Annotated in this window: 18 protein-coding genes, 3 tRNA genes and 2 pseudogenes; 11 read left to right on the forward strand and 12 right to left on the reverse strand. The window is 67.5% G+C overall.

The genetic code is table 11. The annotated features are described in order from the left end of the window. The 3 genes and pseudogenes from CEK29_RS06540 to CEK29_RS06550 all read right to left on the reverse strand — a co-directional run. Window positions 1–474 (reverse strand): annotated as a pseudogene (locus CEK29_RS06540) (hypothetical protein); the annotation flags it as partial. Then, window positions 471–1,121, reverse strand: coding sequence for an RNA polymerase sigma factor (locus CEK29_RS06545; RefSeq protein WP_255176085.1), 651 nt, complete (start codon window positions 1,119–1,121; stop codon window positions 471–473). The gene CEK29_RS06545 and the pseudogene CEK29_RS06540, both read right to left, overlap by 4 nt. A gap of 13 nt (window positions 1,122–1,134) precedes the next feature. Then, window positions 1,135–2,907: a vWA domain-containing protein gene (locus CEK29_RS06550; protein WP_255176086.1), complete on the reverse strand. Its 1,773-nt coding sequence runs from the start codon at window positions 2,905–2,907 to the stop codon at window positions 1,135–1,137. A 173-nt stretch (window positions 2,908–3,080) separates the two neighbouring features. Here CEK29_RS06550 and radA point away from each other — a divergent pair, with 173 nt between their 5' ends. The 3 genes from radA (at window position 3,081) to CEK29_RS06565 (ending at window position 5,738) form a co-directional block, all read left to right on the forward strand. Further along, window positions 3,081–4,445 (forward strand): DNA repair protein RadA, encoded by a 1,365-nt coding sequence (gene radA, locus CEK29_RS06555; RefSeq protein WP_094800578.1) that lies wholly within the window; start codon window positions 3,081–3,083, stop codon window positions 4,443–4,445. Between the two features lie 94 nt (window positions 4,446–4,539). Beyond that, entirely contained in the window at window positions 4,540–5,307 is a 768-nt protein-coding gene (locus CEK29_RS06560; RefSeq protein WP_440588314.1) for a sulfite exporter TauE/SafE family protein, read from the forward strand. 221 nt (window positions 5,308–5,528) lie between these two features. Next, window positions 5,529–5,738 (forward strand): hypothetical protein, encoded by a 210-nt coding sequence (locus CEK29_RS06565; protein ID WP_094800574.1) that lies wholly within the window; start codon window positions 5,529–5,531, stop codon window positions 5,736–5,738. A 104-nt stretch (window positions 5,739–5,842) separates the two neighbouring features. Here the strand turns inward: CEK29_RS06565 and CEK29_RS06570 are convergent, their stop codons facing one another. The 6 genes from CEK29_RS06570 to radC all read right to left on the reverse strand — a co-directional run bounded on the left by CEK29_RS06570 (window position 5,843) and on the right by radC (window position 11,939). Then, the gene (locus CEK29_RS06570; RefSeq protein ID WP_094800572.1) at window positions 5,843–7,285 is read right to left on the reverse strand and encodes an MATE family efflux transporter; all 1,443 of its coding nucleotides are present in this window, start codon (window positions 7,283–7,285) and stop codon (window positions 5,843–5,845) included. Continuing rightward, window positions 7,282–9,018 (reverse strand): ArnT family glycosyltransferase, encoded by a 1,737-nt coding sequence (locus CEK29_RS06575; protein WP_094857640.1) that lies wholly within the window; start codon window positions 9,016–9,018, stop codon window positions 7,282–7,284. The genes CEK29_RS06570 and CEK29_RS06575 overlap by 4 nt, the downstream gene beginning before the upstream one ends. A 156-nt stretch (window positions 9,019–9,174) precedes the next feature. Beyond that, on the reverse strand, window positions 9,175–9,441 hold the full coding sequence (locus CEK29_RS06580) for a type B 50S ribosomal protein L31 (RefSeq protein WP_094800568.1): 267 nt from the start codon (window positions 9,439–9,441) through the stop codon (window positions 9,175–9,177). 176 nt (window positions 9,442–9,617) lie between these two features. Next, on the reverse strand, window positions 9,618–10,505 hold the full coding sequence (gene kynA / locus CEK29_RS06585; RefSeq protein ID WP_170948486.1) for a tryptophan 2,3-dioxygenase: 888 nt from the start codon (window positions 10,503–10,505) through the stop codon (window positions 9,618–9,620). A 46-nt stretch (window positions 10,506–10,551) separates the two neighbouring features. After that, window positions 10,552–11,181: an arylformamidase gene (kynB, locus tag CEK29_RS06590; protein WP_094857641.1), complete on the reverse strand. Its 630-nt coding sequence runs from the start codon at window positions 11,179–11,181 to the stop codon at window positions 10,552–10,554. Window positions 11,182–11,261: 80 nt separating this feature from the next. Continuing rightward, window positions 11,262–11,939 carry a RadC family protein gene (gene radC, locus CEK29_RS06595; RefSeq protein WP_094857642.1) on the reverse strand — a complete coding sequence of 226 codons (678 nt, stop codon included), beginning with the start codon at window positions 11,937–11,939 and terminating at the stop codon, window positions 11,262–11,264. A gap of 72 nt (window positions 11,940–12,011) precedes the next feature. Here radC and CEK29_RS06600 point away from each other — a divergent pair, with 72 nt between their 5' ends. From CEK29_RS06600 to maiA, 3 genes are all read left to right on the forward strand, one after another. Next, window positions 12,012–12,467, forward strand: a complete 456-nt coding sequence (locus CEK29_RS06600) for an FKBP-type peptidyl-prolyl cis-trans isomerase (protein ID WP_094800562.1) — start codon at window positions 12,012–12,014, stop codon at window positions 12,465–12,467. Further along, complete coding sequence (gene ispH / locus CEK29_RS06605; protein ID WP_094857643.1) at window positions 12,467–13,444, forward strand: 4-hydroxy-3-methylbut-2-enyl diphosphate reductase; 978 nt, start codon at window positions 12,467–12,469, stop codon at window positions 13,442–13,444. Before CEK29_RS06600 ends, ispH begins: the two co-directional genes overlap by 1 nt. A 146-nt stretch (window positions 13,445–13,590) precedes the next feature. Next, on the forward strand, window positions 13,591–14,235 hold the full coding sequence (gene maiA / locus CEK29_RS06610) for a maleylacetoacetate isomerase (RefSeq protein ID WP_094857644.1): 645 nt from the start codon (window positions 13,591–13,593) through the stop codon (window positions 14,233–14,235). Between the two features lie 191 nt (window positions 14,236–14,426). On the opposite strand, the gene CEK29_RS06615 is transcribed toward maiA, so the two are convergent. Continuing rightward, window positions 14,427–14,502: transfer RNA gene (locus tag CEK29_RS06615), tRNA-Thr, on the reverse strand. Between the two features lie 238 nt (window positions 14,503–14,740). Here CEK29_RS06615 and CEK29_RS06620 point away from each other — a divergent pair. Next, a tRNA-Asn gene (locus CEK29_RS06620) sits at window positions 14,741–14,816 on the forward strand. Between the two features lie 78 nt (window positions 14,817–14,894). On the opposite strand, the gene CEK29_RS06625 is transcribed toward CEK29_RS06620, so the two are convergent. Beyond that, window positions 14,895–15,251, reverse strand: coding sequence for a cupin domain-containing protein (locus CEK29_RS06625; RefSeq protein ID WP_094857645.1), 357 nt, complete (start codon window positions 15,249–15,251; stop codon window positions 14,895–14,897). Between the two features lie 173 nt (window positions 15,252–15,424). Between CEK29_RS06625 and CEK29_RS06630 the strand changes: the two genes are divergently transcribed. The 3 genes from CEK29_RS06630 to CEK29_RS06640 all read left to right on the forward strand — a co-directional run bounded on the left by CEK29_RS06630 (window position 15,425) and on the right by CEK29_RS06640 (window position 18,737). Then, window positions 15,425–16,459, forward strand: a complete 1,035-nt coding sequence (locus CEK29_RS06630; protein WP_094800554.1) for a CobW family GTP-binding protein — start codon at window positions 15,425–15,427, stop codon at window positions 16,457–16,459. Between the two features lie 191 nt (window positions 16,460–16,650). Beyond that, entirely contained in the window at window positions 16,651–17,559 is a 909-nt protein-coding gene (locus CEK29_RS06635; RefSeq protein ID WP_094857646.1) for a LysR family transcriptional regulator, read from the forward strand. Between the two features lie 959 nt (window positions 17,560–18,518). Continuing rightward, a complete protein-coding gene (locus tag CEK29_RS06640; RefSeq protein WP_094857647.1) occupies window positions 18,519–18,737 on the forward strand; it encodes a hypothetical protein in 219 nt (72 codons plus the stop codon). Window positions 18,738–18,775: 38 nt separating this feature from the next. Here CEK29_RS06640 and CEK29_RS06645 read toward each other — a convergent pair. After that, window positions 18,776–18,852 (reverse strand) — tRNA-Met (locus CEK29_RS06645). Window positions 18,853–18,920: 68 nt separating this feature from the next. On the opposite strand from CEK29_RS06645, the pseudogene scpB reads away from it, so the two are divergent. Next, a pseudogene (scpB, locus tag CEK29_RS06650) lies at window positions 18,921–19,581 on the forward strand (SMC-Scp complex subunit ScpB); the annotation flags it as partial. Between the last annotated feature and the right edge of the window lie 489 nt (window positions 19,582–20,070).

Here is a 20,070-nt window from a genome sequence, read left to right on the forward strand (position 1 = left end):
AGGCGCTGCGTCCGGCGCGGCGCCGGGGGCGGCGGGCGGCGGCGGTGGCGGTGGCGCGGCCGTGCCGCCCGGCGCCGTCAGGGTCGAGGGCAGGGCCGGCGCCGGGGCGGGCGCATAGGTGCCCAGCGGCGGCGGCGTTGCCAGCTGCGTGTCGATCTCGGGTTGCGGCGCCTCTTCATCCACGGCGGCCGTTTCGTCGGACTCGCTGTCGAGCGTGGGCGTGTTGGCCAGATCGCTGTAGTCGGTGAGGAACAGCAGGGCGCACACGGCCAGCACCGACGCCGCCACGCCCCAACCGGGATGCCAGGTGCCGTGCGGACGCCGGCCACGCCGATCCGACGCGGCAGCGCTCGCCGCCTGCCCGCGAATCGCCGAATCGAGCTGGGCGGACGGTTCGACGGGCGGCAGATGGCGGTAAAGGCCGCGCAGGTCGCGATCTTCGGTGTCGTCGTCGGGCGACATATGAGGGCTCATGCGCCTAGCTCCTCGCGAATCCGGCGTGTGGCGTAACGCAGACGCGACCGCACGGTCTCGCGCGGCGCCTCGGTGATGGCAGCGATCTCGTCCACACTCGAATCATGCTCCAGTTTCAAAAGCAGGGTAAGACGTTGATCGGGGGGCAACGCTTCGATCGCGCGCTGCAGGCGGCGACGCAACTGGAATTGCGACAGCTGCTGGTCGGGCTGTTCGTGTTCCGACGCCCTGAGTTGGTGCAGCGTGTCGTCATCGCTCACCGTCGTGCCGGCACGCGCCTGGCGGCGATAGGCGTCGATCAAGAGATTATGCGCGATCTGTAGAAGCCAGGTGGAAAATCGCGTGGATTCCTGGGGACGGTATCGCCCCCGGGCATCGATCACGCGGCTCCAGGTTTCCTGGAACAGATCGTCGACCTGCTCCCGATGGCGGGCGCCACGCGCGATATAGCGGTACAAGCCGGCGCGATGGCGCGCATACAACACGTCGAAGGCGGCCATGTCGCCCTCCGTGCCGTAGGCCATCATCAACGCTTCGTCTTCCGCGCGCGCATAGTCCATGGCGGCGAAGTGTATCGCCCCCGCGCCCGCCGCGCATCCCGGGGCGGCGGGAATCTCGGCGGGCAGCGGGGCGGCCAACGTGTTCATCGCGAGACGGCGTTCAGCGCTGGACCGGCACGCCCAGACTGCCGGCGACATCGACCAGATCGGCCAGCGCCGTCTGACCGGCGTTGGGGCGGTGCTGGCGGATCAGGGCGGCCATATCGGCGGGGGCGTAGCCGGCGAGATACTTGCCCCCGCGCAGCCATTGTGCGAAGGCGCCGGCGGCGGCCGCCTGGCTCAGGCGATCGGAGGGCGCGGCGTCGGCGCGCGTCGATACCGGCCGCGACACGAGCTGGCTCGGGCCCCCTTCGGGCTTCTGGTAGCGCACCTTCACCATGGCCAGCTCATTCGCGCCGGCGCTCGATTCGGCATCGGCCTTTTTGTCGCCGTAACGCAGCGGATCCACGCTGGGCGCATCGGACCCGACGGGAGTGATCTCGAACAGCGCGGTCACGCTGGCTCCCGCGCCGATCTCGCCGGCATCGACCTGATCGTTGTTGAAGTCTTCGCTCGCGAGCGCGCGCTTCTCGTAGCCGATCAGGCGGTACTCCGCGACATAGGCCGGATTGAACTCCACCTGCACCTTGGCGTCCTTGGCAATCGTGTAGAGCGTGGCGCCGATCTGGTTGACCAGCACGCGCCGCGCCTCCTGCAGGTTGTCCAGATAGTGGTAGCTGCCGTTGCCGCTGTTGGCCAGTTGCTGGGCCAGGGCTTCGTTGAAGTTGCCCGAACCTACGCCCAGCGTCGTCAGGCCGATGCCGCGCTTGCGCTGCACCGAGATGCGTTCTTTCAGCGCATCGATGTCGGTCGTGTCGACGTTGAAGTCGCCATCGCTGGCGAGCAGGATGCGGTTCACGCCCTTATCGATGAAGCCGCGGGCCGCCTCGTTGTAGGCCAGCTCCAGACCGGCCGAGCCGTTGGTGGAGCCCGCCGCGCGCAAGGCGTCGATGGCCGCCAGGATCTCGGCTTTCTTGTCGCCTGCCGTCGAGGGCAGCGCCACGCCCGCCGATCCCGCGTACGTCACGATGGCGACGCGATCCTGTGGCCGCAACTGACCCACCAGCTGCCGCATGGCGGCCTGGATCAGCGGCAGCCGGTCGGGGCCGGCCATCGAACCCGACGTGTCGACCAGCAGCACGAGGTTGGCCGGCGGCAGCGTGCTCGGCTCGGCCTGCCAGCCCTGGATGCCGACCAGCAGCAACTGCCGTTTCGGGTTCCACGGCGAGGGCGCGAGCTCGGTCGTGACCGAGAAGGGCACGTCGCGGTTCGAGGGCGGCGTGTAGCCGTAGTCGAAATAGTTGATGAACTCCTCCGCACGGACCGCATCCGTGGGCGGCAGCTTGCCCATCGACAGCATGCGGCGCACGTGGGTATACGAGCCGGTGTCGACGTCCACGCCGAAGGTCGCCAGCGGCGCCTCCCGGGTGATGCGCACGGGATTCTCGGTGTACTTGCTGTAGCGGTCCCGGCTCTCCTGGGCGGCGGGCGGCGCGTAAGAGGCGGGAGCGGGTACCATGCGGCGCACGGTGGCGGCGGCGTACGGCTCGCTCGCGGGCGTTATCGCGGGCTGCGGGTGCGGCGGGGGCGGTGGCGCGTTCAGGGTGCTGGCGTCGACCCGCGCCTGCGACTCCTGTTGCCGCGTTGCCGGGCTGGCGGCGTCGCTGCCCGGGGCGGCGCTCGCAGCGGCGCCCGACGCGGTCGTGCCGGGAGCGCTGCGAACCTGACCGTCGGTGTCGCGGGAGGGCGTGCAGGCGGCCAGCAGGGCCAGCGAGGTGAAGACGCAGATCAGGCGCGGCATGAAGCGGGCGGCGCGGCGGTTCGGGTGGCTCATGGCGGACATCCTCGTGTGGGGTGATGTACGGTGAAACGCCCGCCGCCCGACATCGGGGTTAAAGGCCGCCCGGCTTTAGTGCAAAAGAATGTATCCGCCGGCCGGCCGGGTGTGTCGGGCGCGCGTCGGGCCGGCCCGGTCCAGGCGCCGGGCTTCCCGGTACACTCTCGCCCATGGCCAAATCCAGAACCGTCTACGTCTGCACCGAGTGCGGCGGCACCAGCCTCAAATGGCAGGGCAAATGCCCGCATTGTTCCGCCTGGAACACCCTCGAAGAAACGGTCGAGTCGCCGGCCAGCCAGGCCGCGGCGAGCCACCGTTATGCACCGCTGGCCAATTCCAGTCCGGTGCGCAGCCTCGCCGAAATCGAGGCCCGCGAAACGCCGCGTCAACCCACCGGGCTCGAAGAGTTCGACCGGGTGCTGGGCGGCGGTCTCGTGGCCGGGGCGGTGGTGCTGATCGGCGGCGATCCGGGGATCGGCAAGTCCACCCTGTTGCTGCAGGCGCTCGCTTCCCTGTCCGCCACCACGCCGGTGCTTTATGTCACCGGCGAAGAGTCGGCCGAGCAAGTGGCGCTGCGCGCCCGGCGGCTGGGCCTGCAGACGGGCGAGGTCAATCTGCTCGCCGAGATCCGGCTCGAGGCGATTCAGGCGGCGGTGTCCGAGCAGAAGCCGGCCGTGGCCGTGATCGATTCCATCCAGACCCTCTACAGCGGCGAGCTGACCGCGGCGCCGGGCTCGGTGTCGCAGGTGCGCGAATGCGCCGCCCAGCTCACCCGCCTGGCCAAGCAGACCGGCATCGCGATCGTCATGATCGGCCACGTCACGAAAGATGGCGCGCTGGCAGGGCCGCGCGTGCTCGAGCACATCGTCGACACCGTCCTGTATTTCGAGGGCGATACCCATTCCTCGTTCCGGCTGGTGCGCGCCTTCAAGAACCGCTTCGGTGCGGTCAACGAGCTTGGCGTGTTCGCCATGACCGACCGCGGGCTGCGCGGCGTCGCGAATCCGTCCGCGCTGTTTCTGTCGCAACACCAGAGCCAGGTGGCCGGTTCGTGCGTGATGGCCACGCAGGAGGGCACGCGCCCGCTGCTGGTCGAGATCCAGGCGTTGGTCGATGCCTCGCATGCCCCCAATCCCAAGCGCCTCACCGTAGGCCTCGAGAGCAACCGGCTGGCGATGCTGCTCGCGGTGTTGCATCGTCACGCCGGTGTGTCGACGTTCGACCAGGACGTCTTCGTCAACGCCGTGGGCGGCGTACGCATCACCGAGCCCGCGGCCGACCTGCCCGTGTTGCTGGCCATCATGTCGTCGTTGCGCGATCGGCCGCTGCCCAAGGGGCTGATCGCGTTCGGCGAGATCGGCCTGGCGGGCGAGATCCGGCCCGCGCCGCGCGGCCAGGAGCGCCTGCGCGAAGCCGCGAAGCTGGGCTTCAGCGTGGCGCTGATCCCCAAGGCCAACGCCCCGCGCCAGCCCATCGAGGGCCTGGAGATCTGGGCGGTGGATCGTCTCGAGGACGCACTCGAAAAACTGCGCTGAGGCAGCGCGCCAGACGTCATACGGGCCCGGGGGTTGCCACGCATCGCCCGGGCCGATTTCATGCATCGAGGAGTGGCACGTGAGTGTGTGGGTGATGGTGGCGGGTCTGGCGAGCGGCGCCATGATCGGTTTCATGGGCGGGGTGCTCGGGATCGGGGGCGGCATGATCGCCATTCCCGCGCTGGTGCTGACGCTGGGCATGTCGCAGCAGATGGCGCAGGGCACCGCGCTCATCATGGTGTTGCCCACGATCATGATGGCCGTGCGCAAATATCACCAGCAGGCGCGCATCGACCTGCGCGCGGCCGCCGCCGGCGCCGCGGGTGCGATGTTCTTCACCTGGATCGGCGCCCGGCTCGCGCTCGGCATCCCGTCGAGCACGCTGCGCCTGAGTTTCGCCGTGTTCCTGTTCGTGATCGCGCTGCACTACATCCAGCAGACGTTGCGGCGGGGCAAGCCGAAGAACGGCGGCACGGCCGCCGCGGCAACGGCCGCCGCACCCGCCTTCACTCCACGCCGCGCCTGCGTGCTCGGGATGGTGTGCGGCACCTTGGGCGGCTTCTTCGGCGTCGGCGGCGCGGTGCTGGCCGTGCCGATCCTGACCTCGGTGTTCCGCCTGCCGCAAACCGCCGCGCAGGCGCTCGCGCTCAGCATGGTGATTCCGGGATCGACCATCGCCCTCGTCACCTACACCTGGGCCGGCGAGGCCAACTGGTGGGTCGGGCTGCCGCTCGCGATCGGGAGCCTGGTCTTCGTGCCGGTCGGCGTGCGTCTGGCCTATCGCCTGCCCGAGCGCAAGCTGCGCATCTACTTCGCGGCGATGCTCATGGCCACAGTCGCGCTGCTCGTCTTCGAAGGCTGACGCGACGGGCGTGCGCGGCCGCGCAGGCTGACGCCACGATGAACGAAGTCTGTCGCTCCGATGTCGGCGCCGTGTCGAGTCGTTACGTGCGCAAAAGAGTCGTGCAGCACAGAACCACGGCACCCTTTGCGCGCTCCAACGCAGTGAGGGTACAGGCGCGGTCGCGGCTGACCCCAGCTGGCCCGCTGTCCGGGCCTCATGCCTGACCAGGAGTTTCTCAGATGACCACTCAATCGCGCATTGCTGCTTTCCTGTCCACCTCGGCCCTGTGCCTGGGCCTCGCCGCCGCGCCGTCCGCTTTCGCGGCGCCCGCCGACGCGACCCCGGGCGCCACGGCCCACACCAAGACGCACGCTTCCAAGCATCACGCCAAGAAGACCGGCACGCACGCGCATGCCAAGGCCAAGACCAGCGCCGCCTCGGTCAAGTAGTGTCGCCGCGCCGCGCCGCGCTCACGGCGCGGTGCGCGGCCAAAGACAAGGCCCCGCCCGGCGTCAGTGCGTCGGGCGGGGCCTTCGTGTTTCAGGTGAGACGACTAGCGGGGAATGACGGCGTCGATGCCCTGGGTGCGCACGCGATACACGATGCGCCAGTACCAGACGTGCAGCAGGATGGCCGACAAGCCCAGGCCCACCATGGCCATCATCCACATCGTGCCGGCGCCTTGCGGCGAGCCCGGCATGATCAGATTGCGCAGGCCTTCGACCGTGCCATGCGCGGCGCTTTCCAGGCCCGGGCCGAAGCCCAGCCACCAGCCGCCCACGAGCCCCACGCCGGCCAATGCCACCGTCTGCAGGATCAGCGGCACGACCGCCACCTTGTACGCGCGCAACAGGTACGAGTTGATGCATTGCATCGAGTCGCACAGATGGAAGAACGGAATCACGGCCAGCAGCGATGCGGCGACGGCGGCCACCTGTACGTCGTCGGTGTAGGCGGCCAGGATGGCCGGACGTCCGACCAGCAGGATCACCGACGTCAGCAGCGCGCCCAGCAATCCCAGCACCAGTCCGGCCAGGCCGCAGCGATGTGCGTGTTCGAGGCGACCGGCGCCGATCGACTGTGCCGTCATCGCGGCCGTCGCCACGCCGAGCGCCATCGGCATCATGTAGCAGAGCGCGGCCAGGTTCGACATGATCTGATGTCCGCCCGACACATACGTGCCTTCGCGCGCCACCAGCAAGGCCATGAAGGTGAAGGCGGACACTTCGACGAGATACGAGCCGCCCATCGGCAGGCCCAGGCGCAGCAGCTCGCGCAACGCCTTCCAGTCGGGGCGCTCCACGCGGAGGCTGAACTGGCGGAAGTAGCCGTTGCGCGCCACGAACCACAAGCCCACGGCGAGGCTGATCCACGACACCAGCGCGGTCGCGAGCCCGGCGCCCGTGGCGCCGAGCGCCGGCAGGCCGAACTTGCCGTAGATCAGAACCCAGTTGAAGAAGGCCTTCAAACCGATGGCGCCCAGGTTGATGCTCATCACCACCTTCGGCCGCGAGACGGCGGTGCCCAGGCAGTAGATCGTGCGGAACACCAGCGCCGCCGGCAGCGCCAGAATCAGCGCGCGCAGATACCAGGTGATGCGCGACCGCACCTCGGGGTCGACATCGCCCGAGAACGCCAGCCACATGTCGGGAAACAGCATGAGCACCGCGCCGGCCAGCGAGAGCCCGAGCGCCAGCCAGACACCCTGGCCCCAGGTGCGCCCGACCTCGCTCAGCCGTCCCGCGCCGAACTGCTGCGCGAGAATCGGGATGAGCGCATGGATCACGCCCATCAGCCCGACGAACACGGTGATATAGACGGACGCCGACAGCGACATCGCCGCCAGATCCTGCGGGCTGGCATGCCCGGTCATGGCGGTGTCGAGCACGCCGAAAGCGATGCCGGCCCACTGGCTCACCAGCACGGGCCAGGCCTGACGGACGATGCCCAGCATCGTCGCGCCGAGGCCGACGGGAGGCGCAACGGTGGTGTTCATCGCGGGGCGTTGACGCGCAGGAGGCGGAAGATCTCGTGACGATCGGCGCGGCGGCCGCCGCGCCACAGCTCGGTGGCCCCTTCGCTATACGCGGCGGTGCCATCGCGCAGACTGCTTTGGGTGGTCTGTTGCAGCACCAGCGTGCAGCGCGAGTCGTACGAGAACGTCAGGTTGTCGAAGATCAGGAACGAGGCGCGCTGGCCGCTGCCCAGGCTGAGGCCGCGTGCGCACTCGCCCGGCTTCAGGTTGGCACGCAAGGCCTGTGCGAGTTCGCCCGATACCGTGCGGTACGAGCGCGCGTAGTCGACCGCCGGCTGCCACAGCAGGACCAGCAGGATCCACGTGGCGGTCAGGCCGCCGGCGGACAGCACGGTGCCGCGCCACAGCGCGAGCGGCTTCACGCGCAGACGCCAGACCACCAGCGTGACCCAGGCGCCGGTCACGACCAGGGCCAGCAGGAAGGCAATCCACGAAATCTGCGGTTCATACCCCGTGGTCTGACGCGCGATGTTGCGTGCGATCTGCGTGGGCCAGCCGAAGTGCAGGGCCACCCAGCCCAGCCACGCCGTCGCGACCGTGAGCGAGAAGCACATCACGGCGAACCAATCGAGCGCATTGACCACCCCGCGGCGCAGCGTGGGCAGCGAGAACGCGGCCAGGGCGGCGCAGGGCACGACGAGCAGAATGTATTCGGCGTCGTTGGGCTCTTCGAGCATCAGCAGCATGACGGCAGCCGGCACCAGCAACATCAGCGGCAGCCAGATGTGCGGGGCGAACAGCCAGGCGCGCCAGCGCCAGATCGCGAGCAGCGCCAGCGGCCACGTCGGCCACAGGTACCAGGGCAGATCGCGCAGCGCGCGGCCGGTGGTGCCGATCTGGGGCCAGTCGAACGAGGTGAGGTTCCAGATCTTCCAGTTGCGGATCCAGTAGTCGTTGCCATGACCGGTGGAGGCGGGCAGCCACCAGGCCAGGATCAGCACCAGCGCGACCAGGGCGGCCCAGGGCAGCCAGCGCTTGTGTTGCCAGAGCGCGCTGCGCGGGTAAAACGCCAGCACGGCGGCGACCATGATCGGCGCGGCGCCGATCCAGCCGCGGGTCAGAAAGGCGGTCGCCACGGCCACGCCCAGCGTCGTCGCGCCCAGGAAAGGGCGGTCGAGCGTGCGCGCCATCGCATAGAACGCGAGGGCCTGCGAGGCCAGAATGGCCGGCACGACGGAGGTCTCGTGCACGCGCTGCAAAATGCCCACGGTGGCCAGCAACAGCAACAGGGCAGCGTCGGCCAGCATGCGGCCATAGTCGCGCACCGAGGGCTCGCCGCCGAACGGCAGCGCCAGCGGCTGGGCTTCGTTGCGTCGGCCCAGCAGGTAGGTGCCGTACCAGACCGAAAACACGCTGATGCCGAACCACAGCAGATTGGGCAGGCGGCCCGCGGCGATGTCACCGAGCAGTGGCCCGAAGAGCCACATCGAAATGGCGCCCACCCAGGTGATGAACGGGCCTTCTTCCGCGTGCGCCAGATGACCCACCTGCGGCAGCAGCCAGGTGATGCCGCCCTCGCGCAGCGCCGTCACCATCGTCGCCAGTCCCACGGCGTCGTCGGTCTTCCAGGGGTCGCGCATGAACAGGCCCGCCACGATATAGGCGAGCGACAGGCCGATCAGGACCAGCCGAGGCAGCTTGGCGGTGGCCAGCGCGGTCAGTCTGGCGGGAGTGGAGCGCGTAAGTGGGGACACTGACGTAATGTAACCGACCGACGTGGAATCGGCAGCCCTAATTGCGGAGCGGCGCGAGGCGGGCCGATCCGGTGTGGGAAATCGAGGGGAAAAAAAAGCAGCCCGAGGGCTGCTTTTTCGTGCGCCTCCCGCAGGAGTGCCGCAGCGGCTCGTGAATTACGAAGCCGACTTGACGGTGCCAGCCGTGCGGGCGAAGCGGGCGCGGAACTTCTCGACGCGGCCGGTTTCGACGATACGGGTTTGGGCGCCGGTGTAGAACGGGTGCGATTCGGACGTCACGTCGCACTTGAAGAGCGGGTACGTCTTGCCATCGATGTCGATGGTTTCGCGGGTGTTGATGGTCGAGCGCGTGACGAACTTGTTGCCGGTCTGCACGTCGAGGAACACCACTTCGCGGTATTCGGGGTGAATGCCTTCTTTCATGTCGAATCCTAGGGTTGGGCGGGTCGCCAGCCAGACGCAAAACCCTCGCGCCGGACCACGTATCCAAAAAGTAACCCTGAATTCTAGCACGCAGGGCCGTTTCGTGGCGGATTTGATGCGGGCAGGGCGCCCACGGCCCGGGAAGGGGCCGTGGGCGGTCCGGTCGGGCCCGGGCGTCAGAGCTCCGTGCGCAGGCGCCAGATCTCGGGGAACAGCACGACATCGAGCATCTTGCGCAGATAGTCGACCCCCGAGGTTCCGCCGGTGCCGCGCTTGAAGCCGATGACGCGCTCCACGGTGGTGACGTGGCGGAAACGCCACAGGCGGAACGCGTCCTCGAGATCGGTCAGCTTCTCGCCCAGCTGATACAGGTCCCAGTAGCGCTCGGTGTCGCGGTACACCGTGAGCCAGGCTTCCTCCACGCCGTCGTCCGCGGCATAGGGCTGGGTCCAGTCGCGTTCCAGGTGGGACGCCGGCACCGGCACGCCGTGACGGGCCAAGAGGCGCAGCGACTCGTCGTAGAGCGACGGCGCCTCGTAGGCGGCCTGAACCTGCGCCAGCAGGTCCGCGCGATGGGCGTGCGGGCGCAGCATGGCCGCGTTCTTGTTGCCCAACAGAAACTCGATCTGGCGGTATTGATAGCTCTGGAAGCCGCTCGACTTCGCCAGGTACGGGCGCAGGGCCGAGTACTCGGGCGGGGTCATGGTGGCCAGTACGTCCCAGGCATGGACCAGCTGCTCCATGATCTTGCTGACCCGCGCCAGCATCTTGAAGGCGGGGGGCAGGCGATCCTGGCTGATGCTGGCGATCGCGGCGCGCAGCTCGTGCAGCATCAGCTTCATCCAGAGCTCGCTGGTCTGGTGCTGCACGATGAAGAGCATTTCGTTGTGCTCGGGCGAGAGCGGATGCTGCGCGCCCAGAATGCGATCGAGGTCGAGATAATCGCCGTACGTCATGTCGCGCGAAAAATCGAGTTGCGCGCGTTCGGTATGGACGATGTCTTCGGGCTTGGCGTGCATGGGGCAGCCGCCCGTGGGCGGCGCGCTGCGGGGTTTGTCGGTCATGGCAGATCTCGATGCCGCCACGGGTGTGGCGGCGGGCATGCAAGGGTCAGCCCAGCGAGCGCAATACCGCACGCACCGGGCTGGCGTCGGCCTGGATCAGCTTCAGCGGCAGGGCGATCAATTCGTAATCGCCCGCCGGCACCTCATCGAGCAGCAGATTCTCCAGCACGCGGATGTCGTGCCGCAGGATGGTGTGATGGCTGTCCAGGGTCTTGCTGGACGCGGGGTCGATGCTCGGCGTATCGATGCCGATCAGCGTCACGCCGCGTGCATGCAGCCATTCGATGGTCTGGGGCGCGTAGGCGGAAAAATCGTCGGTCCACCAGTCGAGCGCGGCATGCTTGGCCGTACGCACCAGCACGCGCGGAGGCAGGGAGTGCGCCCAGGGCTCGAGATGTTCGGGCAGGATCAGCGGTCCGCAGTCGATCGCATGAATGACGCGGCACACGCCCAGAAAGGGCTCGAGCGACACCGCGCCGATGGCGGCGGCGTCATTTTGATAGTGCAGGGGGGCATCCGCATGGGCGCCGATATGGGGCGACATGCGGACCTCGCTGACATTGACCGGACAGTCCGGCGTCAGCGTCCATTTCCATTGCTGGCTGTACGGCGTGTCTCCCGGAAAAACCGGGGAGCTGGCCGAGACCGGCGGCGAAATGTCCCACAAACGTTTCATGGTTAAAGTAATTCCTGCGTCGGCGCCTAGTCTAACGAAAATCGGCCGCCCCGACGAGAGCAACGCGCGCGTGTGCGCCGTCAGAGTTCGCCCAGTTCGGCCATCGAGATGGCCTGGTCGCGCGCCACGATCAGGTGGTCGACCAGCCGCACGTCGACCAGCGCGAGCGCCTGTTTCAGGTGGCGCGTGATGGCCACGTCGGCCGCGCTGGGCCGGGTGGCGCCCGACGGGTGGTTGTGGGCCAGCACCATCGCCGCGGCGTGGCGCCGCAGCGCCTCGCGCACCACCTCGCGCGGATACAGGGACGCTTGATTCAGCGTGCCGCGCGCCAGTTCGGTGGCCTCGATCAGATGCAGCCGCTGGTCCAGAAACAGGGCCAGGCAGAGCTCGATCTCGAGGTGGCCCAGCGCCGCGACACAATATTGGCGCACGGCTTCGGGGTGTGACATCAGGTTGCGCGAGCGCAACGGCTCGACATGGGCGCGCCGCGCCATCTCCAGCACCGCCGCCAGGCTGCTGGCCTTGGCCATGCCCAATCCGTGGGTCTGGCACAGCTCGTGCAGCGGCGCGGACAGCACGCCCCGCAGCCCGCCATAGCGCAGGATCAATTCGCGGGCCAGATCGATCGCGTGGGTGCCGCGCGCACCGGTGCGCAGGATCACGGCCAGGAGCTCCGAATCCTGCAGTGCGGGGGCGCCGTGGGAGGTCAGCCGCTCGCGCGGGCGTTCGGTTTCGGGGATGCGGTCGGGCAGGTTCATCGTCTAGGCTCTAAAATCAGGTTCATCGATGTTCAAATAGAGTGCCAAAGCCCTGGCGCCGCCTCACGCAAAATGACTGTTTCCATCCGTCCGGACTCCTACCTCACCCTGCACTACCGCATCGTCCTGGCCTCCGGCCCGGCGGAGGGTTCGGTTTTCACCGACACCTTCGACGGCCGTCCCGCCACCCTGCAGATGGGCGGCGGCCAGTGGGCGCCGGGCATGGAGGCGCCGCTCACCGGCCGCCTGGAAGGCGAGCGCTTCAGCTATACGCTCGAGCCGGCCGACGCCTACGGCGACCGCAACCCCGATCTGATCCAGAAGGTCACGCGCAAGATGCTCGCCGAACACGCGGGTGCCGACGCCACCTTCGCGCCCGGCGATCTGGTCGAGTTCACGGCGCCCAACGGCGGGCGGTATTCCGGCGTGCTCAAAGAAATGAACGACGACTGGGCGATGTTCGACTTCAACCACCCGCTGGCCGGCACCCGTCTGCGGGTCGACGTCGCCATTCTGGGAGTTCTGTAATGCCCGTCTCCGTCACCGCCCCCGAGGCGGAAGTCCTGCTCGCGCAGCCGCGCGGCTTCTGTGCCGGTGTGGATCGCGCGATCGAAATCGTCGAGCGCGCCCTCGAGCTGCACGGCGCGCCGATCTATGTGCGCCACGAGATCGTGCATAACCGCTACGTGGTCGAAGACCTGCGCGGCAAGGGCGCGATCTTCATCGACGAGCTCGAGCAGGCGCCTGCGGGCGCGATCGTCGTGTTTTCGGCGCATGGTGTGTCCAAGGCCGTGCGCGCCGAGGCCGACGAGCGCGGGCTGCGCGTGTTCGACGCGACCTGCCCGCTCGTGACCAAGGTGCACGTCGAGGTGGCTCGCATGCGCGCCGCCGGCCGCGAAATCATCATGATCGGCCACAAGGGGCACCCCGAGGTCGAAGGCACGCTGGGCCAGGCACAGGGCGGCATGTATCTCGTCGAGACCGCCGAAGATGTCGCGGCCCTCGAGGTCGTCAACCCCGACAACCTCGCCTACGTCACCCAGACCACGCTCTCGGTGGACGACGCGGCCACGGTTTCGGCGGCGCTCAAAGCGCGTTTCCCGAGCATCGTCGAGCCCAAGAAGAGCGACATCTGTTACGCCACCCAGAACCGCCAGGATGCGGTCAAGGTCCTGGCGCCGGAGTGCGATCTCGTGCTCGTGGTGGGCAGCCCCAACAGCTCGAATTCCAACCGGCTGCGTGAAGTCGCCGAGCGCATCGGCGTCGATGCGTATCTGGTCGATGGCGCCGCCGCGATCGATCCCGCCTGGCTCGAAGGCCGCCAGCGCATCGGCATCACGGCCGGCGCATCGGCGCCCGAAGTGCTGGTGCAGCAGGTGATCACGCGGGTGCGCGAGCTGGGTGCCGTGTCGGTGCGCACCATGCCCGGCCTCGAAGAAAACGTGGCGTTTCCGCTGCCTCGCGGGCTCTCGCGCAAGAGCGCGCAGATCGAGACGCTGGAGTAATCGGCTTGTCCGTCCGGTCCGCGCGGCCGGGCGGGGGCTGCGATGCCGGCACGTCGGGATCGCGCCCATCGCATGCTGGCCTGCCGGCGCACCTCAACACCCGTGCCGTCCGGTGCCCTCATACATAACAATCAGGAGACCTCTTCATGCAGTTGTACGGATACTTCCGCAGTTCGGCAGCCTACCGCGTGCGCATCGCGCTCAATCTGAAGGGGCTCTCCTATGAATACGTGCCGGTCCATCTGCTGAAGGACGGCGGGCAGCAACTGAGCGATACCTACCGCGCGCTCAATCCGGCGGCGCTGGTGCCCACGCTGGTCGACGACGGCGCGGCGCTGGGTCAATCGCTCGCCATCATCGAGTATCTCGACGAGACCCGCCCCGAAGTGCCGCTCCTGCCCGCCGACGCGCTGGGTCGTGCGCGGGTGCGCGGGCTGGCCCAGGCGGTCGCGTGCGATACCCATCCGCTGAACAACCTGCGCGTGCTGAAGTACCTCAAGCACACGCTGCAAGTGTCCGACGACGCCAAGAACGAGTGGTACCGCCATTGGGTCGATGTGGGTCTGGGCGCGCTCGAAGCGATGCTGGCGCAGTCCGATGACACCGGACGCTTCTGCCACGGCGACACGCCCACCGTCGCCGACCTTTGCCTCGTGCCCCAGGTGTACAACGCGCGCCGGTTCGGCTGCGATCTGAGCGCGTTCCCGACGATCGAACGCATCGATGCGGCCTGCGGCGAGTTGCAGGCCTTCGTCGACGCGCAGCCTCAGAATCAGCCCGACGCAGAATGAATGCGTCGGTGGCGGACCGTCTGTTCCGCCGCTGCCGCAGACCGGTTCACAGCGCCGCCCATGGGGCGGCGTTGTTTTGAAATGCGCATTCGCACAGCGTGCCTCAAAAACAAAAGGCCACCGTAATGGTGGCCTCGCGGTTTCGCCCAATAGCAAAGGGCCACCCAGATGGGTGGCCCTTTCCTTACAACTGGTGCCGGCAAGAGGAGTCGAACCCCCGACCTTCGCATTACGAATGCGCTGCTCTACCAACTGAGCTATGCCGGCTTTTAACCTGTGCTTTGTTTTGTTTTCCGAATCCGCTTTTGCTGCATGCTTTGCATTTCTGCTTAGCCGCATGCTTTGCATTTCTGCTCAGCATCTCTGCAGGTAAGTGCAGATCAGGAAAGACCGAGATCATATCAGAAGTTTTCAGGCATTGTGAAGCCTGCGGCGCAAAAAAATTCTCTAACTCCCTCGCTTGCACAGTTTGAAAAATTCCTTCATAATCTCGTTTCTTAGCAGTTCCCCGATAGCTCAGTCGGTAGAGCGACGGACTGTTAATCCGCAGGTCGCTGGTTCGAGCCCAGCTCGGGGAGCCAAAGTATTCGAGGGCCATTCACGCAAGTGAATGGCCCTTTTGGCTTTCTGCGCGAGATTTTCTGTGCGGGCCGGCGCGCTCAGACCGAGGTTGGCGGGAGCGGTGCGCGATTGAGAAACAGCGTGACCAGCACCGAGGTGTCGGTCATGGCGCGCAGGCTGTGCGGCACGCCGGCCGCCAGAAACAGCAGCGTGCCCGCTTCCATGGGCTGCGTCACGCCATACGCCGTGACTTCGACCACGCCTTCGAGGCACTGCAAGGTGATGGCGCTCGCCGCGATTTCGTGTGGAGGCAGCGTCTCGCCCGCCATCAAGCTCAGCCGCAGCACTTCGATCTGGTCCGAACGCACCAGTGCCTTCGATGGCGTGTCACGCAGCGCGGGCCCGAGTGGACGGATGTCGATAAGCTCGCCGGGGCGGGCGTGGTGCAGGGACATGTGCGGCTCCTGAGAGATCGGGAAGGCGAGTCTGGGCGTTGTGTGAGCGTAACATCGCGCTCGCCGATGCTGCGCAGCACATAGTCGGGCCTCCCTCTCTGTACTAACATGCCTCGAAACAACAGCGGTAGCGCGCCTCGGGGGCGCGCGCGTGGTGAGTCGGGATCAGGCGGATGAGCGGTGGTGGGGCAATACAGGATCGGCGGATCGGGCTGACCGTTCTGACGGGTTTTCTGGGCAGCGGCAAGACCACGCTGCTCAATCGTCTGGTGCGCGACCCGGCCTATGCCGACGCCGCGGTCATCGTCAACGAGCTCGGCGATATCGGTATCGATCACCAGCTGGTGCGCGTGGCCGACGATCGCATCGTGCTCCTCGAAGGCGGCTGCATCTGCTGCACGGTCAGCGGCGGCCTCGTCGACACACTGCGTTCGCTGTTCATGCTCGCCCTTCAGCGGCGCATCAAACCCTTCAGGCGCGTTCTCATCGAGACCACCGGACTCGCGAGTCCGGCGCCTATCCTGTTCACGTTGCGCACGGATCCATTTCTGGCGGAGCGCTACGTCTACCGTGGCGCGATCGCGGTCGCCGACGTGCAGCATCTGCACAATCATCTGCGCACGCAACCCGAGGCGACGCAGCAATTGGCCCTGGCCGACGTCGTGGCCTTCAGCAAGGCCGATCTGGTCAATCCCGCACGCATCGAAAGCGCCCGGGCCGAGGTCATGCGCATCAATCCGGGGGTGCCTTGCACCGTGCTGCGGGCGGACGCGCCACTCGACAGCATGCTGGGAGAGGCCGCGCTCGCGCGGCAGCGCGCGTCGCCCGAAGGTCTCGACGGCTGGTTGTCGGCCTACTCGAAGCCGCTCGGCGCGCCGGGCCGGCCCGGCGGTCACGCCCAGGTCGAGCATTTCTCGATGACCTTGGTCGCGCCGATCAGCCGTGGCCAGTTTCTGGCGGGCATGCATGACATCCAGGCCCGCTACGATCAGGGCCTGCTGCGCATCAAGGGCATGATCTGCTTCTCCGGCGACGCGTTGCCCTGCGCCGTGCACGGCGTGCACCGCCAGCTCTATCCGCTCGAGGCCTTGCCGCAGTGGCCGGGAGATGGTCGCGACTCGCGGCTCGTGTTCATTCTGCGCGGCTTGCGGGGCGACGCGGTCCAGGAGCAGGTGCGTCGCGCATTGCACCAGCCGCCACTCGCCTGAACGCCCTGTGCGTGCGACCGCGGCGCGTGTCGTCGCGCCGGGTTGCCGGCCTGTTTTTCCCGTCAGGCGCTGCCAGTGAGCGTCGGGGTCTCCGCAACGATGGGCCGGGCGGAAGATCGCCCTCGGAGGGCCTGCATCCGATCAAAATACGGTATAAACAAAGGCAATCTGATGCGTCAAACGAGACAATCATGGATCGCCTGAAAGCCATGCAGGTCTTTGTCGAGGTGGCGGACCGGGGCAGCCTGTCTGCGGCCGCCGCGCACCTGGATATGTCGCGCGCCATGGTGTCGCGCTACCTGGCCGAACTCGAAGAATGGGTCGGCGTGCGTCTCCTGCACCGCACGACGCGGCGCCTGAGCCTGACGCCGGCGGGCGCGGAAACCTTGCCTCGTTGCCGCCGCATGCTCGATCTCGTCGGCGACATGCGCGACGCCGTTGCCACGCCCGAGGCGTCTCCGCGAGGGCTGTTGCGCGTGACGGCGCCGATGTCGTTCGGCACAAGCCAGCTTGTCGGGGTGGTGAGCGAGTTCGTCGGGCGCTATCCCGGCGCCGCCGTCGACCTGATGCTCGTCGACAGGGCGGTGAATCTGGTCGAAGAGCGTGTGGATCTGGCGGTCCGCATCACCAACGATGTAGATCCCAATCTGATCGCGCGTCACCTCGCCGACTGCCGCTCGCTGGTCTGCGCCGCGCCGGCATACCTGGAGCGCGCGGGGCTGCCCGCGCGGGCGGAGGATCTCTCGCTGCACAACTGTCTCACGCATTCCTACTACGGCCGCAGTCTGTGGCGGTTCGTGCGCGATGGCGAAACCGTCGATGTGCCGGTGAGCGGCAATATCACCGCCAACGAGGCCGTCGTATTGATGCGCGCGGCACTGGGCGGCGCCGGCGTTGCGCTGCTGCCCACCTATCTGGCGGCGCCCGAGGTGGCGGCGGGCAGACTGCGCGCCATTCTGCCGGAGTGCGAACCCCAGGTGCTCGGCATTCATGGCGTGTACGCCTCGCGGCGCCAGATGCCGCTCATTCTCCGTGCGATGCTGGATTTTCTGGTCGAGCGACTCGGGTCTGCGCCCTGGGATCAGGAGATCAAGGCCTGACATGAGGGCCGCGCGGATCATCCTTATGGGGGTGTTGCCCCTTCTGCCTTGGGGGCTATAATTGTTTCACGCTGCGGTTCCGCGCCTGCGCCCTTATAGGGGCGGGGCGGCTCTCCTGGCAGCAACCATAATCGTCCAAGAATCGTCGTCGGCAGTTGGCCTGATCGGGCCAGCGATGTCCGGCACACCTGGCTCTCCGTCGTCGCACGGCGCCGGGTGAGCTGATCGGCCACCATGGCGCGCCGGTCCTGCGATTCAGCGTCATCCTGGCGGTCTGGGTTCACCACGAGATAGTCGTCGTGGCCGCAGGCGGCCGATGTACCGTCGGGCGGGGCATGTGGCCGGTTTGTCCGGTGTTGTCCCGCCGTATTGTTGTCCGGTCTCTTTGCGGCGTCGGTCCCGCCTCGGCGGTGGCACGGGCGCTTGCCTGGACTGACCGCCGCGCTGTCGCGGCGATCGATGCCGTGCAATACCTTGCCCTGCGCATTTTTTTTGCTCTGTACGCCGTGTTTGCGCGCGGCCAGCGCGCAGTTCGCGCGCAAGCATCCGCGGATGCTGCGTGGCCCATCCAGCGTGCGGATCGGGCCGCGGCGTTTAACCCTAAGCAATTGAAAACAGACACATCGTGTTCTTCGGGCTCATGACCACACCCGCCAGCCATCGCCATCCGGCCGAGGCCGCGCGCTGGTGCGTCTGCGTCTGGATGTGCTTCAGCGTTTTTGCGCGCATCCATGCGGCCGTTCGCGGCTGCGTACGCGCTGCGCGGGCCTGTTGCGCGGAGATGCCGCGCTGGTGGGGCCTGGTGCGCGCTGTCGCAGGCCTTGCGCGCGCAGCCGTCGCGGCAGGGCTACGGGCGGGAGATTCCAGGGGTGTTGGCGCGGACCTGGCGGTTGCGCGTGCGGCCGCGGCTCGTGCCATGGCCGTTGCCGAGGTCGCTTCGGCTTCGGCCTCGCACGGTCATGTTGCGCCTGTTTCGTCAGGCTGTGCTGTTCAGGCGCATGCCCGCGCTGGGGCTCACGCTGGGGCTCATCTCGCGGCCAGTGTTCATGTTGCGGCCGGTGCTCATGTTGCGGCTGGTGCTCATGCTGTGGCTGCTGCTCATGCTGTGGCTGCTGCTCATGCTGTGGCTGCTGCTCATGCTGTGGCTGCTGCTCATGCTGCGCCGGCGGCAGAAATGAAAAAAGCCCGGTTCGAAAACCGGGCTTCAATCAATAACTGGTTGCGGGGGCAGGATTTGAACCTACGACCTTCGGGTTATGAGCCCGACGAGCTGCCAGACTGCTCCACCCCGCGTCTGAGAAGAAAGATATTACTCTGAATTCCAACCTGGTGCAAGTTTGCCGTTTTTTTGATGAGTACCAATGAACGATAGCGAAGCCACTCTCGTGCTGGAAACCGCGCTCTTGTGCGCGAGCCAGCCGATGCCGATCGCCGAGATGCGCAAGCTCTTTGGCGAGAGCCCCGACTTCGACAACAACACGCTGCGCGCCTGCCTCGAATCCCTGCAAACGCAGTGGGACGGCCGCGGGCTGGAGCTCGTGCAATTGGCATCGGGCTGGCGTTTTCAGAGCCGCCCGGCCATGCAGCGCTATCTTGAGCGTCTCAATCCGGAGCGCCCGCCCAAGTACTCGCGCGCCGTTCTCGAGACGCTCGCCATCGTTGCCTGGCGTCAACCCGTGACGCGCGGCGACATCGAAGACATCCGCGGCGTGACCGTGTCGTCGCAGATCGTGAAGGCGCTCGAGGATCGCGGCTGGATCGAAGTGATCGGCCACCGCGACGCGCCGGGTCGCCCGGCACTGTTCGGCACGACGCGCCAATTCCTTGACGATCTGGGCATGCGCGCGCTCGATGAGCTGCCGCCGCTCGAGTCGGCGCAGGCCGCCGCCGCGCTGGCCGGCCTCGATCTGGGCGGGGCCGAAATTCAGCCGGAAGAGATTGCGATCGCACAAGGCTTGGCGCCGGAAGAGACCGATCCCGCCGCGCAGGCCGTGGGCGATGCCTTGGGTGATGCGCCGGAGCAGGGCGCGCTGCTCGATGGTGAGCCGGGCGCCGATCGCGCGCAGGACGCCGACGCCGCCGAGAGCGGCGCCGAGGCGGGCTCGCAGGCCGACGTCGCCCCTGGCGAATCAGCCCCCGACGGCGAGGCCCGGACGTCGGTGGCGCAAGATCTGCCGCCTGCCGAGGAGCCGGGCGACAGCGTGGTCGAAGACGTTGCGGTCGCAACCGCGTCGCACACGCCCGAAGCTTTGCCTGACGCACAGGACGCAGATGGCGTAGAATCGATGGTTTCGCGCGTCGCCTCCGATTCGGATCCGGCGCTCGACGGCGAGGGTGCCGACGGTGCCGACGGTCAGGGTGTTGACCTGCAAGGTGTCGAACTTCAGGGCGCCGCGCCGGTTTCCGATGCCGGGCAAGAGCAAGGCCAAAAGCCGAGTCTCCCGGAGGAGCCCGAGCAGGAGCCCCGGCAAAACCCGGAGCAACGCCCCGAGCAGGAGCCCCAGCAAACCC

The organism is Bordetella genomosp. 5 (assembly GCF_002261475.1).
Taxonomy (GTDB): Bacteria; Pseudomonadota; Gammaproteobacteria; order Burkholderiales; family Burkholderiaceae_B; genus Bordetella.

What these genes read in the sequence shown, in the direction of transcription:
- CEK29_RS06545 (WP_255176085.1), bottom strand. Translation starts at nt 1,121, where the DNA reads ATGAACACGTTGGCCGCCCCGCTGCCCGCCGAGATTCCCGCCGCCCCG.
- CEK29_RS06550 (WP_255176086.1), bottom strand. Translation starts at nt 2,907, where the DNA reads ATGAGCCACCCGAACCGCCGCGCCGCCCGCTTCATGCCGCGCCTGATC.
- radA (WP_094800578.1), top strand. Translation starts at nt 3,081, where the DNA reads ATGGCCAAATCCAGAACCGTCTACGTCTGCACCGAGTGCGGCGGCACC.
- CEK29_RS06560 (WP_440588314.1), top strand. Translation starts at nt 4,540, where the DNA reads ATGGTGGCGGGTCTGGCGAGCGGCGCCATGATCGGTTTCATGGGCGGG.
- CEK29_RS06565 (WP_094800574.1), top strand. Translation starts at nt 5,529, where the DNA reads ATGACCACTCAATCGCGCATTGCTGCTTTCCTGTCCACCTCGGCCCTG.
- CEK29_RS06570 (WP_094800572.1), bottom strand. Translation starts at nt 7,285, where the DNA reads ATGAACACCACCGTTGCGCCTCCCGTCGGCCTCGGCGCGACGATGCTG.
- CEK29_RS06580 (WP_094800568.1), bottom strand. Translation starts at nt 9,441, where the DNA reads ATGAAAGAAGGCATTCACCCCGAATACCGCGAAGTGGTGTTCCTCGAC.
- kynA (WP_170948486.1), bottom strand. Translation starts at nt 10,505, where the DNA reads ATGACCGACAAACCCCGCAGCGCGCCGCCCACGGGCGGCTGCCCCATG.
- kynB (WP_094857641.1), bottom strand. Translation starts at nt 11,181, where the DNA reads ATGAAACGTTTGTGGGACATTTCGCCGCCGGTCTCGGCCAGCTCCCCG.
- radC (WP_094857642.1), bottom strand. Translation starts at nt 11,939, where the DNA reads ATGAACCTGCCCGACCGCATCCCCGAAACCGAACGCCCGCGCGAGCGG.
- CEK29_RS06600 (WP_094800562.1), top strand. Translation starts at nt 12,012, where the DNA reads ATGACTGTTTCCATCCGTCCGGACTCCTACCTCACCCTGCACTACCGC.
- ispH (WP_094857643.1), top strand. Translation starts at nt 12,467, where the DNA reads ATGCCCGTCTCCGTCACCGCCCCCGAGGCGGAAGTCCTGCTCGCGCAG.
- maiA (WP_094857644.1), top strand. Translation starts at nt 13,591, where the DNA reads ATGCAGTTGTACGGATACTTCCGCAGTTCGGCAGCCTACCGCGTGCGC.
- CEK29_RS06625 (WP_094857645.1), bottom strand. Translation starts at nt 15,251, where the DNA reads ATGTCCCTGCACCACGCCCGCCCCGGCGAGCTTATCGACATCCGTCCA.
- CEK29_RS06630 (WP_094800554.1), top strand. Translation starts at nt 15,425, where the DNA reads ATGAGCGGTGGTGGGGCAATACAGGATCGGCGGATCGGGCTGACCGTT.
- CEK29_RS06635 (WP_094857646.1), top strand. Translation starts at nt 16,651, where the DNA reads ATGGATCGCCTGAAAGCCATGCAGGTCTTTGTCGAGGTGGCGGACCGG.
- CEK29_RS06640 (WP_094857647.1), top strand. Translation starts at nt 18,519, where the DNA reads ATGTTGCGCCTGTTTCGTCAGGCTGTGCTGTTCAGGCGCATGCCCGCG.